The 18,974-nt window shown below is 48.4% G+C and carries 19 protein-coding genes, 1 pseudogene and 1 other annotated feature; of the genes and pseudogenes, 4 read left to right on the top strand and 16 right to left on the bottom strand.

The genetic code is table 11. From position 1 onward, the window contains the following. Window positions 1-255: 255 nt before the first annotated feature. The 3 genes from HP398_RS26745 to HP398_RS31500 all read left to right on the top strand — a co-directional run bounded on the left by HP398_RS26745 (window position 256) and on the right by HP398_RS31500 (window position 2,331). Window positions 256-726 carry a DinB family protein gene (locus tag HP398_RS26745; RefSeq protein WP_173624147.1) on the top strand — a complete coding sequence of 157 codons (471 nt, stop codon included), beginning with the start codon at window positions 256-258 and terminating at the stop codon, window positions 724-726. Between the two features lie 229 nt (window positions 727-955). Further along, complete coding sequence (locus tag HP398_RS26750) at window positions 956-2,236, top strand: MFS transporter (RefSeq protein ID WP_173624148.1); 1,281 nt, start codon at window positions 956-958, stop codon at window positions 2,234-2,236. After that, complete coding sequence (locus tag HP398_RS31500; protein WP_442869623.1) at window positions 2,206-2,331, top strand: immunity protein Imm33 domain-containing protein; 126 nt, start codon at window positions 2,206-2,208, stop codon at window positions 2,329-2,331. Before HP398_RS26750 ends, HP398_RS31500 begins: the two co-directional genes overlap by 31 nt. Before the next feature lie 118 nt (window positions 2,332-2,449). Here the strand turns inward: HP398_RS31500 and ileS are convergent, their stop codons facing one another. The 16 genes and pseudogenes from ileS to HP398_RS26830 all read right to left on the bottom strand — a co-directional run bounded on the left by ileS (window position 2,450) and on the right by HP398_RS26830 (window position 17,634). Then, window positions 2,450-5,530, bottom strand: a complete 3,081-nt coding sequence (gene ileS, locus HP398_RS26755) for an isoleucine--tRNA ligase (protein ID WP_173624149.1) — start codon at window positions 5,528-5,530, stop codon at window positions 2,450-2,452. Between the two features lie 69 nt (window positions 5,531-5,599). Continuing rightward, window positions 5,600-5,858 (bottom strand) — a binding site (T-box leader). 55 nt (window positions 5,859-5,913) lie between these two features. Then, window positions 5,914-7,119, bottom strand: coding sequence for an MFS transporter (locus HP398_RS26760; RefSeq protein ID WP_173624150.1), 1,206 nt, complete (start codon window positions 7,117-7,119; stop codon window positions 5,914-5,916). A gap of 31 nt (window positions 7,120-7,150) precedes the next feature. Further along, on the bottom strand, window positions 7,151-7,714 hold the full coding sequence (locus HP398_RS26765) for a thioredoxin family protein (RefSeq protein ID WP_017250939.1): 564 nt from the start codon (window positions 7,712-7,714) through the stop codon (window positions 7,151-7,153). A gap of 29 nt (window positions 7,715-7,743) precedes the next feature. Next, a complete protein-coding gene (locus tag HP398_RS26770) occupies window positions 7,744-8,133 on the bottom strand; it encodes an IDEAL domain-containing protein (RefSeq protein WP_173624151.1) in 390 nt (129 codons plus the stop codon). Window positions 8,134-8,195: 62 nt separating this feature from the next. Beyond that, a complete protein-coding gene (locus HP398_RS26775; protein WP_017250937.1) occupies window positions 8,196-8,633 on the bottom strand; it encodes an RrF2 family transcriptional regulator in 438 nt (145 codons plus the stop codon). 212 nt (window positions 8,634-8,845) lie between these two features. Next, window positions 8,846-9,220: a GNAT family N-acetyltransferase gene (locus tag HP398_RS26780; RefSeq protein WP_371736800.1), complete on the bottom strand. Its 375-nt coding sequence runs from the start codon at window positions 9,218-9,220 to the stop codon at window positions 8,846-8,848. A gap of 72 nt (window positions 9,221-9,292) precedes the next feature. Next, window positions 9,293-10,273 (bottom strand): quinone oxidoreductase family protein, encoded by a 981-nt coding sequence (locus tag HP398_RS26785; protein ID WP_173624152.1) that lies wholly within the window; start codon window positions 10,271-10,273, stop codon window positions 9,293-9,295. A gap of 32 nt (window positions 10,274-10,305) precedes the next feature. Next, a complete protein-coding gene (locus HP398_RS26790) occupies window positions 10,306-10,893 on the bottom strand; it encodes a DUF1802 family protein (protein ID WP_173624153.1) in 588 nt (195 codons plus the stop codon). A gap of 41 nt (window positions 10,894-10,934) precedes the next feature. Beyond that, the gene (nadR, locus tag HP398_RS26795; RefSeq protein ID WP_173624154.1) at window positions 10,935-11,993 is read right to left on the bottom strand and encodes a multifunctional transcriptional regulator/nicotinamide-nucleotide adenylyltransferase/ribosylnicotinamide kinase NadR; all 1,059 of its coding nucleotides are present in this window, start codon (window positions 11,991-11,993) and stop codon (window positions 10,935-10,937) included. Further along, window positions 11,981-12,694, bottom strand: coding sequence for a nicotinamide riboside transporter PnuC (gene pnuC / locus HP398_RS26800; protein WP_017250932.1), 714 nt, complete (start codon window positions 12,692-12,694; stop codon window positions 11,981-11,983). The genes nadR and pnuC overlap by 13 nt, the downstream gene beginning before the upstream one ends. Beyond that, on the bottom strand, window positions 12,691-13,551 hold the full coding sequence (locus HP398_RS26805; protein WP_173624155.1) for a TIGR02452 family protein: 861 nt from the start codon (window positions 13,549-13,551) through the stop codon (window positions 12,691-12,693). The genes pnuC and HP398_RS26805 overlap by 4 nt, the downstream gene beginning before the upstream one ends. 24 nt (window positions 13,552-13,575) lie before the next feature. Then, on the bottom strand, window positions 13,576-14,484 hold the full coding sequence (locus tag HP398_RS26810) for an NUDIX hydrolase (protein ID WP_017250930.1): 909 nt from the start codon (window positions 14,482-14,484) through the stop codon (window positions 13,576-13,578). Window positions 14,485-14,752: 268 nt separating this feature from the next. Then, window positions 14,753-15,168, bottom strand: a pseudogene (locus tag HP398_RS26815) (phosphoribulokinase); the annotation flags it as partial. 106 nt (window positions 15,169-15,274) lie between these two features. After that, a complete protein-coding gene (locus HP398_RS26820; protein ID WP_173624156.1) occupies window positions 15,275-15,832 on the bottom strand; it encodes a GNAT family N-acetyltransferase in 558 nt (185 codons plus the stop codon). 264 nt (window positions 15,833-16,096) lie between these two features. Further along, a complete protein-coding gene (locus HP398_RS26825) occupies window positions 16,097-16,297 on the bottom strand; it encodes a hypothetical protein (RefSeq protein ID WP_173624157.1) in 201 nt (66 codons plus the stop codon). 62 nt (window positions 16,298-16,359) lie between these two features. Next, window positions 16,360-17,634 (bottom strand): cation:dicarboxylate symporter family transporter, encoded by a 1,275-nt coding sequence (locus tag HP398_RS26830; protein WP_017250928.1) that lies wholly within the window; start codon window positions 17,632-17,634, stop codon window positions 16,360-16,362. Between the two features lie 263 nt (window positions 17,635-17,897). Here HP398_RS26830 and ytvI point away from each other — a divergent pair, with 263 nt between their 5' ends. Further along, window positions 17,898-18,929, top strand: coding sequence for a sporulation integral membrane protein YtvI (gene ytvI / locus HP398_RS26835; protein WP_017250927.1), 1,032 nt, complete (start codon window positions 17,898-17,900; stop codon window positions 18,927-18,929). The last annotated feature ends 45 nt before the right edge of the window (window positions 18,930-18,974 follow it).

Below are 18,974 nucleotides of genomic sequence, written 5' to 3' on the forward strand. Positions count from 1 at the left end.
AGCTACCGTAATCGTAGAACCATATTAAAAATGGTCAACCAGTAAAAACTGGCTGACCTCATAATACGAACGGGCAGTTTTGCTTAATCTCTAAAGTCCCAATAGTGGAATAAACATTTTGGGACTTTTCGAAGAAATCACTTAAGGGTGACTTATTGTTGGCTAAAACCCAGAAGGTACTTGTTCTATAACGAAGAATAATAATTATTATCGAATGCACCCTCCCACAAAAATAATAATGAAGGAGAGGATCGGATGGAAAAGTTGATCGAGGAGTATAGCCAAGACTATGCGCTGCTGCGAGAAGCCGTCGAAGGATTGTCTGAGGAAGAGCTGCGTTTCCAACCTGCACAGGACAAATGGAGCATCCATCAGATTGTGATCCATGTGACCGATAGCGAAGTCCTGTCGACACATCGGCTGAGAAAAGTCTTGGCGGAGGAAGAACCGCTTCTACTATCATTTGATCAGGAAGCCTGGGCGGATAACCTAGGATATGAACGGTTGGACTGCGAGCAGCATCTGCTCCTGTTCCAAATGCTGCGGGCCAGCATGCTGCCGCTTCTGGTAAATCTGACTCCCGAGCAGCTTGAACGCGTCGGGCAATATCCGGATGGAGCGCGGTTCACGTTCAAAGAGCTGCTGGAATTTCGCGTCCGGCATGTCCGTGACCACCTCGCCCAGATTGAGCGGGTAAGGCAGGCATATCAGGAGGATAAGATATAACACTACATGCTAGTTGTGATTAAACTAACGGGGTCGATAGTTCAATAACAATATGGAAAGGCAGTCGAATTAACCGGCTGCCTTTTCTACGTTAACGGTAGGATAATGGAAGAATTTGCGGGCAATTGATATAGGTTCATTTGCGATAATGAAAACGCAAGATCTTGAAACGTAAGTTCCCCTATACTAAAAATGGCAATTAGTTGTGACGAAAAATGGGGGAACGAACATGAGTAACAAGGTGGAAGGATTGTTAACTAACACAGATTTTCGCAGGCTCTGGATTGGGCAAACTGCATCACAGTTTGGGACTCAGGTTGCCTTATTAGGAATGCCATTAGTGGCAGCTCTCTATTTAGGGGCCAGTCCCATGCAAATGGGGTTGCTTGGTTTTGCCGAGTATGCGCCATTTATCATTTTCGGTTTGCTCGCTGGTGTATGGATAGACAGATTTCCCCGGCGACCAATTCTTGTCGCCGCTAACTTTTTCAGGGGTGTATTACTGCTCATTGTGCCGCTGACAGCCTTAACTGGATTCTTGAATATGACCGTTCTATATTTGGTAGCCTTCATAGTGGGTATCTGTACTGTCTTTTTTGATGTTGCCTATACATCCTTTTTGCCTTCCATTGTGAACAAGGAGCAGCTTGTTGATGGGAATAGCAAACTAGAGACAAGTAAATCTACTGCACAAATTGCTGGGCCGGGTTTATCAGGTGGACTGGAACAGTTAATCACCGCTCCTTTTGCAATATTGTTCACGTCGGTATCCTTTTTTATATCCGCTGTGTACATAGCCCGGATTCGCAAGTTGGAGACAGTCGTGACAGATGCGAAAAAACAAAAAAACATGTGGCTGGAAATTAAAGAAGGGCTGCATACGGTTTACACAAAACCGTTGCTGTGGGGAGTGGTGCGCTGCTCAACAGTCTTTAACCTTTCCTGGAATGTTATTTTTAGTATTTATGTTCTATATGCATCGCAAGAACTCAAAATCAGTGCGAGCATTCTTGGCATCATTTATGGAACGCTAGGAGTAGGGTACCTATTTGGCTCTCTGCTTGCCCAAAGGGCTGTACGTCTTTTTGGAGTAGGTCCAACAATTGTGGGTTCCGCTACGATCGCAGCAAGTGGCGGTTTGCTTGCTCCATTAGCAGTAGGATCAGAATTAAGTATTGCGTTGATTATGATGCTCGGACAGCTTCTTTTCGGAATAGGTGTCTCCATGTTTAGCATTAGTACCATCAGTTTACGTCAAGTAATTGTACCCGATGCCCTGCAAGGTCGCGTGAATGCTACATTTCGATTTATCTCGTGGGGTTCTTTACCGCTTGGTTCGTTAATTGGAGGGATGATAGCGGGGGCAATGGGGTTACGGTTCGCTTTATTTGCGGGTGGCATTGGATTGTTAGCTTCTGCTTGTACATTATTGTTCACCCCATTTTTACAACTACGTGTGAAATCATTTCATGAATTAACATTGGAAAAAGATGTGTCTATAGAAAGCTAAGGAATGTAAGAGAGGGTGTTTTACCTCTTAATGGTCTTCGCATCCATCCGGAGCATGACACTACTGGTTGGTATATTTGGGCTGGAGAATTTTAGTTGCGGACGATTATGAAGACGTTTGGTTTGACCCAGAGATCTTACATGACTGAAGAAAACAGCTAGGGAACCGGTGTACCAATCATGCTCCCTAGCTGTTGCTTATCTAACCGCTTCGTTACCCAATGTACAAACCAAATGTTTTATCTCCGAACGAAACGATCTCCCTATCAGCTATTTTCGCAAAAGACACGCCCGAAACGAGTACACTCTCACGCAAAACATGATCAAAACGCTCCAATGCGGCTCGTAGCTCATCGTCCACATCCAGTGCGAGCTGGACTCGTTTATCGATAGGCAAATCCAGCTTTTTGCGTGCATCCTGAATAACACGGATGACTTCACGAACCAAGCCTTCCTGCTCAAGCTCTTCTGTGAGTGTCGTATTCAAGGCCACGTGGAGCTGATAGCCAGATGCAGAAGCAAAGCCTTGCTTCCCTTGCTTTTCCACGAGCAGCTCATCTAGCGTAAGCCGCACGCTCTCCCCTGCGACCTCCACATCCAAGTAGCCATTGTCCACTGCTTTCTCTGCATCGGCATCGTTCAATTCCTTTAAATACCCTTGGATTGGCCCAACGAGCTTGCCGTATTTTTTCCCAGCTACCTTCAGGTTGAGCTTGAAATGATACGTCACGAAGCTGCTGTCGCTTTGCCCCACTCGAATGTCTTTGACATTGATTTCGTCTTGGATAATGCCAGCAAAACGCTCGAGATTAAATGGCTGCTCCATCGATACGATCAGCTCGGACAGAGGCTGTCTGGTCTTGAGTCCAGTTTCGTTGCGGACATTTCGCGCCAGCTCCACGATGTGACGAGCCGTTTCCATGTCCCGCTCAAGGGTTTCGTCGATTGCTTCTGTGTTCACCACCGGATAGTCAGTCAAATGAACACTGCCTTCTCCCCCCAGATTGCCATACATATCTTCCGCGATCAGCGGAGCGTATGGTGCGATCATCTTCGCCAGCGTCAGTAGCACTTCGCGCAGCGTCTGGTAAGCAGACACTTTGTCAGGCGTCATCCCACTACTCCAGAAACGATCCCGCGAACGACGGATGTACCAGTTGCTCAGCTCGTCGACGAATGCTTCGATATGCCCCGCCGGATTCATGAAATCGTAGGTTTCCAGACCTTTGATCACGTGCTGCAGGGTGGTATTCAAGCGGGAAAGTATCCAACGATCCAATTCGTTTACAGGCGCTTGCGGCAGATGCTCTTCTGGTTTGAACGAATCGATCAAGGCGTATAACGAATAAAAAGCATGCGTGTTATGAATCGTATCGATCACTTTGTACTTCGCCTCGGCGACAATCCGCTTGGAGAACCGCTTGCTGCTCCACGGCGCACTGTCAGACAAAAGCGCCCAGCGGAACGCATCTGCTCCGAATTCTTCGATAACCTCCCACGGATCGATTCCGTTTCCTTTACTTTTGGACATCTTCTGGCCGTGTTCATCCAAAACGTGCCCGGTAGAGATGACCGCCTTGTAAGGCGCTTTTCCGTTATAGAGTGTGGAGACCGCCAACAAGCTGAAGAACCAGCCCCGCGTCTGATCGATTCCTTCCGAAATGATGTCGGCAGGGTATTGCTCCTGAAATACCTTTTCGTCGCCGAATGGATGATGGTACTGAGCAAACGGCATCGAACCACTGTCAAACCACACATCAATGACCTCAGGAGTTCGCTCCATCGTACCGCCGCAGGAGCAGCGAAGCTTCACCTCATCCACAAACGGCTTGTGCAGCTCCAGATTCTCTTCGAGTGGTGGCACAGATTTCTCACGCAACTCTTTTACACTGCCTGGTGCATATTCGCAGCCACAATCCTGACAAAGCCATAGATTGAGCGGCGTTCCCCAATACCGATTACGGCTGATATTCCAGTCTACAAGCTCTTCGAGGAATTTCCCAAAGCGCCCTTCGCGCAAGTGGCCCGGATACCACTCGATCTTGCTATTGTTTTCGATCAGCTGATCCTTAATCGCTGTCGTTTTGATGAACCAGCTCTCCATCGCGTAGTAGAGCAGCGGTGATTTGCAGCGCCAGCAAAACGGATAGCTATGCTCGTAGCGCTCCTTGGAAAACAGTAGACCGCGATGCGACAAGTCTTTTACGATATCGACGTCGCAGTCCTTAACGAAGCGACCCGCGAAATCCGAGATTTGATCGGTATAGCGGCCAGCCAAATTCACGACGTTCACGAAATCAAGTCCATGCTGACGGGTCGTGCGATAATCATCCTCCCCGTGCGCTGGTGCCGTATGCACGATCCCAGTTCCGCTCGTATCACTGACATAATCCGCATCGACGACAATATGCCCATGGTTTACCTTTAGATAGCCAAAAGGTGGCTCATACTGGGTCCCTACGAATTCTGCACCTTTGTGCGTGGACAAAACCTCGTAGCCTTCCTTGAACACTTTCTCCGCCAGATTTTTTGCTACGACGTACACTTCATCCTTGTACTTGACCCGCACGTAATCGAGCTCTTTGTTAACAGCCAAAGCCACGTTTGCTGGAAGTGTCCATGGTGTCGTCGTCCACGCGAGAAAGATGTCATCGCTTGTCTTGCTTTTGAATTTGACCGTCGCACTCAAATCCTTCACGTCTTCATAGCCTTGTGCCACTTCATGGGAGCTGAGCGTCGTCTGGCAATCCGGGCAATACGGACTGACACGATGTCCTTTGTACAGCAGTTCTTTTTTATGAATTTCTGAAAGGATGTGCCAGACGCTTTCGATGTAGTCGTTGGTCAACGTCACATATGGATGCTCCATATCTGTCCAATAAGCGATCCCTTCCGTCAACTCTCGCCATTGTTTTTCGTACTCGAATACGCTATTTTTGCACTCCTCGATGAACTTGGCCACTCCGTAGTTTTCGATCTCCTGCTTGCCGGAAATGCCGAGTCGCTTCTCCACCCCGAGCTCTACCGGAAGACCGTGTGTATCCCAGCCTGCTTTGCGGACGACGCGGTAGCCAGACATCGTTTTGTAGCGTCCGATAAAATCCTTGATGACCCGTCCGAGCACATGACCGATATGCGGCTGTCCGTTAGCGGTTGGAGGCCCTTCATAAAAAACGAAATTAGGCTTACCTAGCCGATTGTCCATCGACTTGCGGAATGTATCGTCTTTCCTCCACTGATCCAGAACACGTAACTCTCGTGTCCTTGCTTTTTCTTTTACGTCTACTTTCCTCATCATGTACACTCCTTCTTCTGTAGTTTGCGTAGAAGTGTAGGTTCATAGAACGCAAAAAAATCCCGCCCCCTAAGGGACGAGATTTGATCTCGCGATACCACCCTTGTTCCGAAAAGCTCATGTAATCATGATTTTCCGGCACCTCTACTACGTACCATCATACGCGTCCCTTGTAACGGTGGGATTCCGGGTCAGCTTACTCCAAATGCTTCAGCTTTCCTTCTCGGAGAGGATTTTCGGCTAAGTCTTGAACGTTGGCTTTCAGCGCTAGGGCCAACTCTCTGGGGAACAAGGGGATTAGCTTACTCTTTCTCGTCAATGAATTTGTTGGTGTTTTGTTTATTACCTTACTTTTTACACTGGTTTCAAAAAAATGTCAAGGGTTAGGCCACGACGCGCTTCACGCTGCGACGGCTTTCCACCTGCGACAAGAACAAGCTGAGAATCAGGATAATCGCGCCGAACAAATACGGTGCGTTCAAATGAACCCCGTACAGCGTACCTGCCACTGCTGGGCCGAAAATATTCCCCAGACTCATATAAGCATTGTTCATCCCTGCTACGAAGCCCTGTTCATCCCCTGCTCGCTTGGAAATCAGCGTGTTGATTGCCGGACGCATAATCGACGTCAGGGTAAAGAAGATAACTGTCATAATCAGCATATACCAGAAGTTACCAGACAACAGCATCAGCACCATCGATACAGCAGACAAGAAGAACGTCACGTTAATGAGCTTCTTCTCGCCAAAACGAGTAATGAGCTTGCCGATTAGCGCTCCCTGCACAATCGTACCAGCAAGTGCTCCCACTGTGATAATGATAGAAATATCACGCGGAGTATAAGCGAACTTCGCATCGACGAACAGCGGGAAGATAACTTCGAAGTTCGCCAAGCCAAATGTCATCGTAAAGATCAGCACCAGCATGATGAAGTACGACGATTGAAACGATTTGCCGAGTTGTACGAAGATGTTTTCCTGCTTCTCTTTGCCTTTTCGTGCCGCGAGCTGCTTTTCCTTCGGAAGTGATTCTGACAAGAAAAAGATGGAACCAAGTGTGGCTACCGCACCAACTGCCGCAGAAATGTAGAATGGCATACGCAAGCCAAGCTCCGCCAAAAACCCGCCAATACCAGGCCCGATAACAAATCCGAGCGACATGGCAGCTCCGAGCATCCCCAGTCCTTTTCCACGTTTATCCTCTGTCGTGATATCTGCTACATACGCCAGCATGGACGGAATCATCGCTGCTGCCCCGATTCCGCCGATCAGACGAGAAAGGTAGAGCACCCAAGTCTGTTCAGCTAAGGCAAAGACCAGATTGGAGATCGTAAACAGGACGAGTCCCGATACAATCATGATTTTTCGACCGTACTTATCTGACCATTCCCCCGCAATCGGAGAAAACAGAAATTGGGTCACACCAAAGGCCGCCACCAAGTATCCGGCTGTCTCCCCACCCGCGCCGAACTCTTTAAGAAATTCGGGCAAAATTGGAATAATCAAGCCAATTCCCAGCATGGCGATAAACATGTTGATCATTAGGAAGAGAATCGATCGCTGACTATTCTCTTGTTTACTCATATTCATTTATCCATTCCTATCCTATAGATTTTTCTCTTTAGCCTTGCAGTTTCGCTTTCACACTTTCAATCACCGTGCGCCAAATGGCAGGGTCTGTAGATATCTTTTGCTTGAAGTTGCGGTACAACTCCTTTTGCTTTTCCTCAAAATCTGGAGCGTCTGCAGCCGGCAATCCTGCACGGGCAGTCGTAATCATTTCCTGCACTTCTGGAGAGCGCGGGCCCCAAACTCTTGCCTCGTAGCCATCCTGGTCGAGGAAGATAAAGATCGGGATCGCACGTGCTGTGCCATTGGTCAGGTATTGATCCATCAACTCCAGATTTTCGTCGCGGATAAGAAAGCGCAATTCGATGTTGCTTTCCTCGGCAATTCGCTGAATGACAGGAACGCACAAGGAAGCATCCCCACACCAGTCTGCGGTCAGCACGATCCCTTTCCAATTGCGTTGGGAGAGATCACCAAAGAACGCAAGATCCTCGTCTGTAAATGTGAGCTGATCGTATACGCGGGACAGCTCTTCTTTGTTGACGTTCATGCTTTCTTTGTACGCAGCAAAGCTCATTCCTTTTTCAAACCAACTGTTCTGATTCACGTTAGACATACTCCGTACTCCTCCTGTATAGTGAAAAATTATTGCTCCCAAATAGCAGAAGTTCCCAAGCGATTGCGAATGGAAGAGCTTCTTGTTTGGCGGGCTTCTTTCCCTGACGTCTTTTTCATGTTGCTTGCCTTGGCAGTCAGGTTTATAAACCACTCTCTATCTTTGGTTGCGAGGGCGAGGTCGATCAAATCATGCATGTGTTCTTCATCATCAAAAGAACCTACTGGAATGCGTTCCATCCACTGTCTTGGAATCACCACCTGCTTGCCGATCGTCTCTTCATTGTCGCATTGAACCACATAAACTTTCGCGGTACCTCGCAATGAATCATCTGTTTCGACGAAGCCTTGTACTAACTCGCCGAATTTGGTTTTGCCCAATACCCATTCTCCGACTTCCAATAACTCATCTCGATTCATTCCCGTGCACCTCCTAATTGTAACGGAAATAATTACAGTTTCCATGTTAAAAATTTGTAACGTTACTGTTGCGAACTCTCCTGACATCCTTGACGGACCTTATCTAATACGGTCTGGATCGTGATTTGTTCCAAATACTTCGTGAAGTACATCTCTGCTTCGGTAAAAATCTGATCCATGACTCCGTGCATATTCGCAGAAACCTGACACGCTTCTTGCGGATCTCCCGAACACCAGTGCGGCTTAAGCGTACCGTTCGAGATCGAGCAATAAATCTCGGCCAAGGTGACCTCATTCGGGTCGCATGCGAGTATATAACCGCCGCCAATTCCCTCTTTGGTCTTCACAAACCCGTTCTTACGCAGAATGCTCATAATTTTGCGGATTCTGGCAGGATTCGTACATACATTTTTTGCGATGAGCTCACTGCTTGCCATATGCTCTGGGATATGAGCCAACAAAGCCAAGCTGTGAACAGCTATGGTAAATTCACTATTCACGTCACAGACGGCCTCCTTGCGAAGAGTACTGTAATAATAATTCGTACAGTTACGAATGTCAACAATTGTGTGGGGGCAAACTTTTTATAAAGCCGGAGGCTTTCATTCTGCGGTGGTCGCGGGGAAGCGCAGGCACATGTTTTCCAGTCGCCTTTTTCCTCACTTCGTTCGGGCGGTCTCCTTCCAAACATGTACCTGCGCTTTTCAGACAGCTATTGCTTCTGTGGTTCTTTTTTGAAAGAGATTTTTTTAATAAAAAGGATTTCATCGCGGATGGGGATGCCGTTGTCTGCGATGAGGGGGATTTCTGGTTTGCTTTGGCGGGCCTTGTCCACGGCATTGATGTACAGCTCGTGAAGCTGATAGCCTCTTTTTTGATAAAAGCCCATGGCGTGCAGGTTATCGTTGGTGGTGACGAGCTTCATGAGGTGGCAGCCTTTTTCTTTGGCGGTCTGCTCTACTCGATTGAGAAGGGCGGTCCCGATTCCTTTGTTTTCGATCACGCTGTCTAAGGAAATGATTTCACATTCCTGATCTTCGAGTACATAGGAAATAAATCCGTTGATTGCACCATCTTCACCCTTCACTGCATAGCATTCACCTCTCAAAAATGATAAAGAGAAAGCCCCTGCTTGTGAGTCAGCAAGGGCTCTACATCATTACGAGCGCACATCCAGCAGTACTTTTCCCGTGCTCGCCCTGCTCTCGACCCACGCATGGGCGCTCGCTGCGTCTTCCAATGCAAAATGCTTACCGATCTTGATGTCGAGCTGGCCATTCGCCAAATACTCCAAGACTTGCTTTGCTGTATCCTGCAACAAGTTTGGACGCAGCTTACGTGTCGTACCAAAGCTGAAGCCTAATACAGAGCGGCAGCTGGCATGCAGGTCGATGGTCTTGATCTGACCGATTTCGCCGCTGGCATTGCCGAAATGGACGAGTCGACCGTACCATGCGAGACACTCGAGACTACGCTCGCTCACCGTTCCGGAAATCGAGTCCAAAATGACATCGGCTCCCGCACCATCTGTCAGCTCACGTACCTTTTCCACAAAATCTTCGCGATCATTGCAAATCACATGGTCGGCACCGGCTGACAAGGCAAGTTCCGCCTTTGCTTCATTACCAACTGTGCCGATGACACGTCCTGCTCCAAGCAGCTTGGCTAATTGAATCGCCGTCGTCCCGATTCCGCCTGCCGCAGCGTGAATCAGTACGGTTTCCCCTTTGGCAATGCGTGCAACCTTCGCAAGCAGCTGATACGAAGTAAATGACACGACTGGGCAAGCGGCTGCTGTTTCCGTGCTGATGTGATCTGGCAGGACAAAGGTCAAGCTCTCATCCGCCACAATATACTCAGCGTAAGATCCTTTGGCCGGAAATGCGATGACTCGTTGTCCCACCTTCAGACTTTGCACCTCTGCCCCTACCTGTTCGATCACGCCAGTCGCATCGAGTCCCGGAATAAACGGTAGCTTGGCTGCTCCCTTTTTTCCATATCTGGATTTGATATCGGCAAAATTGACACTGGTCATCTCGACGCGGATCAGGACCTGTGTAGGTGACATGGTCGGCATCTCGACTTCCGTATACTTCATCGTTTCCGGCCCGCCTAATTCCGTTACCAAGATCGCTTTCATGAGAACCCTCCAGGCAAGATCATAATGGAATGTTAGTTTTGCAGAATGGTCATGATCGCAGCTTTTTTCGCTGCGAACTCCTCGTCGGAAAGCACAGGGGTAAACGCAGCTCGCGGAATGTCCACCAATAGATCATGCCAAGATTTGCAGCCTTGATAAGCAACGTCAATCGGGATTTCTATCGGCTGCTCTAATCGATACATCCGCACGAACAAAATGTGCAACGGCTGTTTTTTCTTCCAATGCAAACGCACATCTGCAAAATTATCCGTCCAGATATGGAAGGGCGATAGCGCACGCAGTTTGGCTTCGTCCATCAACTCTACATCGTCGGTTACTTCGGCAAAATATTCGATCGTCACCGTCTTCTTATCCATTGTCCAGCCTTCAAGGGTCGCGTCCAAAAGGTGTTGGTAGTCTGCCTTTACCATGTCGCGCTTCTGGTGCTCATAGGTCGGATACAAATAAAATTGATTGTTTTCCAAGCGGAATTCTCGTGTTTCTTCGTATAATCCACCCTTGCGGATCGTGATGATCTGCTCACCTTCTCCAAGTGCTTTGACGGCGACTGCCCATTCCTTCAAGCTAAGGGGGGATAGCGGCTGTACGAACGACTGCATGCAGCACGGCTCCCTTCTACTGTCAGAATCGTTTGATGACTTTAGTCTAGCCCAATTCCAGCTCGTTGAGAAGTCGTCTTCAACAGTTGATCGACATGCTGCATAGCTCCTTGCAGTCTCTCGGCATAATTTCCTCGCAGTGTCACGTACGTAATTCCCCGCTCATCCAGCATCTGGCGCAGCTTTTCATGATTGTGCAGGCGCACTTGCTCCTCTCCGTGCACACGCAGTCCATCATCTACCCACGCGACATCTGGCTCCATGAACAGCCACAAATCGTACGCTTGCTCTTTGGCAATCTGGTCGAGAATAGGGAAGGTTTGCCCGGTGTACAGTTCGGAGTAAAACTGGGTGACAATCGCTTCGGTATCGATGAACAAGAGCTTGTTGGCTTTCTGGAGCGCTTCGTACTCTTTCATTTTGTGACCGTACGCGATATGCGGAAAATACTCCGGTGTCAAAATCGTATCGCAGCCCCCGACCTCTTCGCAGATTGTACGTCCATACTCCTCGACAAACACGGTGTTGTAGATTTTCGCTAGATAACGGGTCAAGATCGATTTCCCGCAGCTCTCTGTGCCTACCACCACTACCTTTTTGACGAAATAGGGCTGAACAACAGCAGGAATGTGCTGCCAATGGGTGTAGACACCTTCGTTGCGAATTTGGGTAGCGGAGATCGGCACTTGGCTGCGTGATTCATCGAGAATGATGTGCGATGCCTCCGGGTATAAACGGCGAAATATCGGATCGTAGGCGGACTCGGAGCTGAAGACCAGATCGATTTTTTTCCCGATCTTGCGCTTGATGTCCGCTGCTCCCGCCTCCCATTCGTAGTTCTCATCGCTATCCGCACAATCCTCGACAGCAAGCACTCGGACATTTTCCATGTCCTTGACCAGCGTGGACAGCCATCTCAAGCGCACTTCATAGAGAATTGGCTTGATTCCTGCCTCCTCACACAGCTTTCGGTCGCGAATCGAGCTATGCGAGAGAACGACGTACAGTTCGTCGCAGCGGCAGGCCGCCTGTGTAATCGCGTATACATGTCCCTGATGCAGTGGCAAAAATTTGCCGCCAATGAAGCCTACGCCCCCCATGTCTGCTCCTCCCTTTGCTTGCGGTACTGTCTCACCCAGTTCATTAAGCCGTAGATGGCATTTACCAAATAAGCGGACCACATAACCAGCATCGAGATATCACTTCCGTCCTTCAAAAACGCTACCAGCCACATGTAGATCGTGAACAAATCAATGATGATCCAGACCACCCACTGCTCGACCAAACGCTTCACCATAAAGAGCATCGCGATGACGGAGAGAACAGCCGTCAAGGAATCGACAAAAGGCAAGGCCCCGCCCATTTGCTTCAATACAAACCCGTAGACAATCGTTGTGATGATGCTCAAGATCGTCCACCAGATGCGTGCTCGGTTGGACAAAATCGTAATCTTGACGTCATTTTGTTTGACTTCGGACACGCGGTTTTTGCGCCACAGATAGAGACCTATGAATTGCATCGGCAAAAAATAGAGAAGATTCAGCATTACTTCACCATAGTACTTTTGCCCATACGCCACGAATGCGTACAAAACCACATTGATGATACCCGGGTAGTAACTCCACGTCTTTCCTTTGGCGACGAGCACGACACTCAGCATCCCTGTCAAAGACGCGATCAAGCCGATTAATGTATCATCCAGCGCGAAATACAAGTAGAGGGTAACGAGTGTAAACGAGATGAGCCATATTTTTTCAAACCAATTCCAGTCTGCTAAAAAGCCGGTGCTTTTCGCATTCATGCGAATCTCTCCTTGAACGCTCGCAGGTTTTCCTGGCGCGCAGAATTGTCATAGACGGCAAAAACGATGTGGTCAAAAAGCTGTGCATACTGCTCCTCGATCAAAACAGTCGCAAAGTAATCTGCTACGTCCTCCGCTTTGTTGCGGAATACTCCGCAGCCATACGCTCCCAAAATGATCGTCCGGTGGTTGTGAATGGCTGCTGCCCGCAAAATTTTCCGGATGCGCTCCTTCATGACAAGGCCAATCTTCGCGATATTTTCAGGCTCTCGCTCACGAACAACCCCCGCATTCACAGCAGGCGCCGTAACAAAAGACAAGAGGTATGGATCGTGCAAAAGCTGGTCGCTTTGGTCGCGGAGCACAGGGACCAGCGGTGAATAAATCATGTAGTTGGAATAAAAGCAGGTTTTCAATTGGCGATGATAGGTGTACATTTCCTGCATTTGCACGATGCAAGGATACAGCCCGGAGGAACGCGCCAAGCTCTCTTCCTGCGCTTGGCTTCCCCCGAGGAATCCTCCGCCCGGATTTTTGGCGGAAGCAAAATTCAAGCATACGGCATCTGCTCGTTTCTCGTGAACGACGAGGCGCTTGGCTGCATCCAGGCTGGATTCCGAGGTAACCTCGACTTTGGCACGCAGCTGTGCAGCCGTTGTTTGATGCGATGGCAGTTGCACTGTGTCTGCTTCCAAATCATTTGGACGATACAGCACCGACTTGCTGATTGCAGCTGCTAGATCCTCCGTAATGCTCTTCTTTTCTCCCGCTTTGTTCAGGTAATAGCCCTGCTCTATGATTTGCAGCGTCTCTTGCGCGATTCGCACGCGCACGCTTCGATTGTGTCCCTGATTCATTGCGATTTCCTCCCTAGTACGGGGCTACGTCTGATCCATCCATTCCGGATTAAAGCGGAAATACTTGGATGGTCGGTGCCCGGCGTGTTTTCGATATTGATTCGTTTCCAGCACTTTGTCGGCTACCTTCCTCCGAAACGCCGCAGCCAACAGTTCACGTCCCAAAACCACCTCGTACACCTGTTGCAGATCGCTTAGCGTGAACAGCTCCGGCATTAAGGCAAAGGCGATGTCCGTGTATTCAATCTTGTTACGCAATCGCTCCAGTGCGTATTGAATGATTTTGGCGTGATCAAATGCAATGTTGTTCGTCTCTACAATTTCGCGGGTCTCACGTACGGTACGGCCCGTTACTGTTTTGGTGATCTTAATGGTGGCAGACAGCTCTTCACTCTCGTGCACAAGGCGCAGCTCCAGCCATTTTTCAGTAATGGAGCCGTCCGATGTCGCCGTCTTCGTTTCTTTCAGCCACCTGTCCTCGATGCGGTACCACTCCGCTTCATCTGCATCATCCCCTGCTTGCAGCTGTAAAGACGAGCTATCTACCAAGGCCATGTACGACGTGCTGATGACCCATGTCCGCGGATCTCTGCCCGTATCTCCCCAGGTGTAGAGCTGCTCCAAGTAAATGTCGTCTACGTTTGTTTCCGTACGCAACTCGCGTCTGGCTGCCTCCTCCAGACTCTCCCCAGGTGTAACAAACCCGCCTGGCAACGCCCATTGGCCGATATACGGATGCTCCCCACGCTTCACAAGCAATATTTTCAACGACTTGGGCGAGAGCTTGCGGTAATTCTCCTCCAGCTCATCCATCACGGTGAATACCAGCATATCGACTGTCACAGACGGCCGCTCGAATTGGCTGACATCATAAGCCTCCAAGTACTCCCGTTCGGTTTGACCTCGTTTATTGACATAAGGTTTATCGTTCATGCAATCGCCTCTTTTAGCTGCTGAATTGTTGTTGTTTTTTGTTATTAACGAATTGTTATTATCAAGTTGTTGGTATCATATTACTCTTTCCTGTTTTTGGTGTCAACTAATAAAATCAGAGTAGGTTGTTATCAAAAAAGCTACGTTGTGTTCAGTGAAAATAAAGTATTAGACCGGAACCCCTTATGGTACAAGGAGTTCCGGTCTTCTATATCACTAGATATTTGAAAATTAGTTTTAGACTGACTCATTTTAACTATCGATCCCGTTAGCTGAATAATTTAAAATCAATATCAAACCGCTGACTGTACGGATGCATAAACACTTCGTACTGAATCCAACGTTCTTCATGTGACTGCTTTAAATAGTTGATATCGGTTCCTCTTTCAACAATATCACGGCTCAATCTTCTCTTTAATTCCGTTTCACCATCTGTATAAAAGTAAATTTTTAAATCAAATAAACCTCGCTCTTCACATAATAAGTATCTATCGTATATAAATCTAAACCGTCTCTAACCATCTGAACATCTCTTTCTAAAGAAGGCAAATGATGTGCTGATGGATGACAAGCTGTCATTTTATAACGGTGATTTTCGTTTTGATATGTATAGTCGATAATTGTATGCTTTCGTATGTTCGAACTAACAATATACGAATCTGTATTAATGTAATTCACTTCATTACATCAAATAGGATCTGTCCTTGCGACAGCTCCACGCTAGCCATTCGATCAGGGCAAGACGGCCGATCGGTGGCCTCGGCGAGCCGTCGCGCTGTCGGGCATGAGCTCAATCGGACGGCGTGCCCGGGTACCATACGCCGAGCCACTGTTCGGCGCCGTAGTCCTCGAACCGCTCCACCTCGGTGAACCCCAGCTTCACCGCGACACGCATCGAGGCCTCGTTGGCGGTCTGGGTGGAGAGCACCACCGGCTCGCCGGGATGCGCGTCGGCGAACCAGTCGAGCGCCGCTGCGCACGCCTCGGTGGCGTACCCGTGTCCCCACGCCTGCGGTAGGAACATGTAGCCGAGCTCGGGCTCCCCGCCCTCTGGACGGATGTGACCCTTACGCTCCGGGTCGCGCCGATCGAGCGTGATCATTCCGATCGTTGTTCCATTGAGCTCGACCACGAAGAAGCCGAAGCGTTGCCCGGGCACTTCGGGCAGCGCGCGCTCGAGCTCGTCACGCGGTCGGGAGCCGCCGACGTAGGTGCCCACCTCTGGTGAGGCGAAGAGGTCGATCAGCGCCGCACGGTCCCGGGCCTTGGACTGGCGGAGCACGAGCCGCTCGGTCTTGATCGGGGCAGGTGGCCAGGTGACGGGGTGCACTGTGATCTCATCCGACATGGTGTAATCTCCCTTCTCTATATTAATTCTGTTTGTCCATGTCTAACAGCATATATCATTCATGTATTCCTCCTTGAGACCACCTAAGATAATTTCTTCAAGGTCGCTCTCTTAATTTCATAGTTCTTCAATAAAATACCCCTTTTAAGTAGTTTCCCCCAAATGTTCGATATTCGGTAAAATATTCAATTCCCCTTTTTTGGTTCATTGTTCTAAACTGCTAGTCTCATACTCTATTAATCAGTCTAAAAATTTGTTATCTCTCTACACGTAGAAGAAGCGCATTTCCAGACCAAGTGCCTCTGGAGCCCGCCCCAGCGTAGGAATAAATGGCGGGTCAGGTTTGAAGCGCTCCCGCCATTTATTACGAAGCGGACATTTATACCCCTTGAGGGGCGTAGGCCGAAGCGTAGACTGGAAATGCGCTTCTTCCACCACCAAAGCCACTTTTTTAACCAAATGCAAAAAAGCCCCCTGCCAGCTCATTCACTGACAGGAGGCTTCTTAAAGACTTTTTGTTGCTTATATTAAGCAGCAGTCGGATCGGCTTTTACTGCCTGAACATAATCGTCTGCTTTCTTTTTGTCGAACTGACCTTCCCAACGAGAGATCACGATTGCTGCCAACGCATTACCTACTACGTTAACAACTGTACGAGCCATATCCATCAAACGGTCTACACCGGCGATGAAAGCAAGACCTTCTACTGGGAGACCTACAGAGCCGAGCGTAGCCAACAGTACTACGAACGATACTCCCGGTACACCAGCGATCCCTTTGGACGTAACCATCAGTACGAGCATCAGCGTGATCTGTGTGCTAATTGGCATGTGAATACCATACATTTGCGCAATGAACAGTGCAGCCAGTGCTTGGTACAGTGTGGAACCATCCAGGTTAAAGGAGTAGCCTGTCGGAATAACAAAAGACGTGATCGCCTTCGGACAGCCCATCTTCTCCATTTTTTGCATAATTTTAGGCAGTACAGTTTCGGAGCTGGAAGTGGAGTAAGCCAACAACAGCTCGTCCTTCAGTACACGCAGAATGGAAGTGATTTTGACTCCGCTGATACGTGCAATGGTGCCCAATACCACCAAAATGAAGAACAACATGGCAAAGTGAACCAAAATAACCAGTTTGCCCAATGGAATGAGCGATGACAATCCAAACTTGGAAACGGTAACACCAATCAGTGCAAAAACACCAAACGGAGCAAAACGCATGATTGTGTTTACAACCCAGAACATCGCGTCTGCAACCCCATTGAAGAAGTTGAGAACGGGCCTTCCTTTTTCTCCTGCTGCTGCTACACCAAGTCCAAACAGAACGGAGAAGAAAATAATGGCTAACATGTCGCCACGAGCCAGTGAATCAAACACATTGGTTGGCACAATATTGACGAATGTTTCCACCATGCCGTGGCTTTGTGTCGTTTCTGCCGTGTCTACATACTTGTGGATATCGGTTTTGGTAAGAACTGTTCTATCCACACCGACACCTGGTTGAAAAATGTTCGCCGCCAAAAGACCAACGATAATGGCAATCGTGGTAACGATTTCAAAATACAGAATTGTCTTACCACCGATTTTGCCCAGCTTCTTCATGTCACCTACGCCTGCTACGCCCACAATAAGCGTGGCAACAACGATCGGAACGACAATCATTTTAATCAATCGGAGAAAAATATCACCGATAGGCTGTAAATAGGTCGCCACTGCCGGGTTGCCATAAAAAATAGCACCCACCAGGATACCCAGAATGAGACCGACGACAATCTGCATCGCTAATCCAAACCGCTTCATTCTGACACCTCGCTATGAAAGATTAAGATGTGACTCTCAAGTCGATATGCTTACACGCATCAAACTTGTGTGGTATATAGGTGAGAATCATATCATGACTTTTTGTGTTTTCCCCTTTTTTATATTCTTTTCATTTCTTTATTTTTTCTGATAATACGCTATCGAATCGCGATATTACTGGGCTCATTGTGTTCGCTTCTGGAAAAATGATAAAATAAGGGAATCAATTTTCAACGATTTTTCATTAAGAATGGAGCGCAGTCATGACGATTCGGAAAATGATCATCCTGCTACTGGTTCTGGCAGTCGGGTTGTTTCTTTTACCTTACTCCGTTCCCTTTTTGCTAGCATTGTTAACAGCAATTCTGGTTGAGCCGCTCGTCTTGTTTCTTATCAAAAGGCTACGAATGAACCGGATGAGTGCGGTAATCGCATCCTTTTTCCTGTTCCTCATTTCTTTTGGAATCGTGCTGTACTGGATCGGTACGCAGATCGTGATTCAGGGAATTGATTTGGCTCAGCGATTACCAGCTTTTTCGCAGCATATTTTCGAGTTGGTCGAATCCTATTTGATGAGCTGGGAAACTTACTATGAGTCGCTACCTGCCGAAACCGTCTCGGAAATCCAGAGTGTCTTCGCTGGTCTCAAGAGCTGGGCGCTTACTTCAGCCTCCACGGTTGCCAAAGGCATTCTCGGTGTGGCAGCCATCGTTCCGGGCTTTTTGATCTCCACGATTATTTACTTGGTTGCCTTGTTTTTGATCAGTCTCGATTTACCGAAATTGCGTGCGGGCTTCATGAGAATGTTCACGGTGTCTGCTCGTGAAAAGGTTGAGGTGGTTATCTCTCAGTTGAACCGTGCCACCGTTGGATTTCTACGTGCCCAAATCATCTTGAGCCTGATGACGTTCACGCTGTCCTTTTTGGGATTGCTCATTTTGCAGGTCAAGTATGCAGCCGTCATTTCGCTCATGATTGTTTTCGTCGATATTCTCCCCATATTGGGCGCAGGCTCGTTCCTCGTTCCATGGGCCATATACAACTTCTTGATGGGCAACTCTTATTTGGCAATCGGCCTGATCGTCATCTTCCTCGTGATTACGGTCGTCCGCCGCATTATTGAGCCAAAGGTACTCGCATCTAATCTGGGAATTAGCGCTCTTGCCGCTCTTGTCAGCTTGTTCCTTGGATTTCAGGTGATGGGATTTTTCGGGCTGATACTCGGTCCAGCGCTCGTCATCATCTACGAGGCGCTGCGGAAAGCTGGGTTCTTGAATTTCAAAATAGATTTTTGATGGGCACAAAAGATAGGTAGTGCTATGGCCGTTTTTTCCGGTGAT

Origin of the sequence: Brevibacillus sp. HB1.4B (assembly GCF_013284285.1) — a bacterium.
In the GTDB taxonomy this organism is placed as follows: domain Bacteria; phylum Bacillota; class Bacilli; order Brevibacillales; family Brevibacillaceae; genus Brevibacillus; species Brevibacillus porteri.

What these genes read in the sequence shown, in the direction of transcription:
- HP398_RS26745 (WP_173624147.1), top strand. Translation starts at nt 256, where the DNA reads ATGGAAAAGTTGATCGAGGAGTATAGCCAAGACTATGCGCTGCTGCGA.
- HP398_RS26750 (WP_173624148.1), top strand. Translation starts at nt 956, where the DNA reads ATGAGTAACAAGGTGGAAGGATTGTTAACTAACACAGATTTTCGCAGG.
- ileS (WP_173624149.1), bottom strand. Translation starts at nt 5,530, where the DNA reads ATGAGGAAAGTAGACGTAAAAGAAAAAGCAAGGACACGAGAGTTACGT.
- HP398_RS26760 (WP_173624150.1), bottom strand. Translation starts at nt 7,119, where the DNA reads ATGAATATGAGTAAACAAGAGAATAGTCAGCGATCGATTCTCTTCCTA.
- HP398_RS26765 (WP_017250939.1), bottom strand. Translation starts at nt 7,714, where the DNA reads ATGTCTAACGTGAATCAGAACAGTTGGTTTGAAAAAGGAATGAGCTTT.
- HP398_RS26770 (WP_173624151.1), bottom strand. Translation starts at nt 8,133, where the DNA reads ATGAATCGAGATGAGTTATTGGAAGTCGGAGAATGGGTATTGGGCAAA.
- HP398_RS26785 (WP_173624152.1), bottom strand. Translation starts at nt 10,273, where the DNA reads ATGAAAGCGATCTTGGTAACGGAATTAGGCGGGCCGGAAACGATGAAG.
- HP398_RS26790 (WP_173624153.1), bottom strand. Translation starts at nt 10,893, where the DNA reads ATGCAGTCGTTCGTACAGCCGCTATCCCCCCTTAGCTTGAAGGAATGG.
- nadR (WP_173624154.1), bottom strand. Translation starts at nt 11,993, where the DNA reads ATGGGGGGCGTAGGCTTCATTGGCGGCAAATTTTTGCCACTGCATCAG.
- pnuC (WP_017250932.1), bottom strand. Translation starts at nt 12,694, where the DNA reads ATGAATGCGAAAAGCACCGGCTTTTTAGCAGACTGGAATTGGTTTGAA.
- HP398_RS26805 (WP_173624155.1), bottom strand. Translation starts at nt 13,551, where the DNA reads ATGAATCAGGGACACAATCGAAGCGTGCGCGTGCGAATCGCGCAAGAG.
- HP398_RS26810 (WP_017250930.1), bottom strand. Translation starts at nt 14,484, where the DNA reads ATGAACGATAAACCTTATGTCAATAAACGAGGTCAAACCGAACGGGAG.
- HP398_RS26820 (WP_173624156.1), bottom strand. Translation starts at nt 15,832, where the DNA reads ATGTCGGATGAGATCACAGTGCACCCCGTCACCTGGCCACCTGCCCCG.
- HP398_RS26830 (WP_017250928.1), bottom strand. Translation starts at nt 17,634, where the DNA reads ATGAAGCGGTTTGGATTAGCGATGCAGATTGTCGTCGGTCTCATTCTG.
- ytvI (WP_017250927.1), top strand. Translation starts at nt 17,898, where the DNA reads ATGACGATTCGGAAAATGATCATCCTGCTACTGGTTCTGGCAGTCGGG.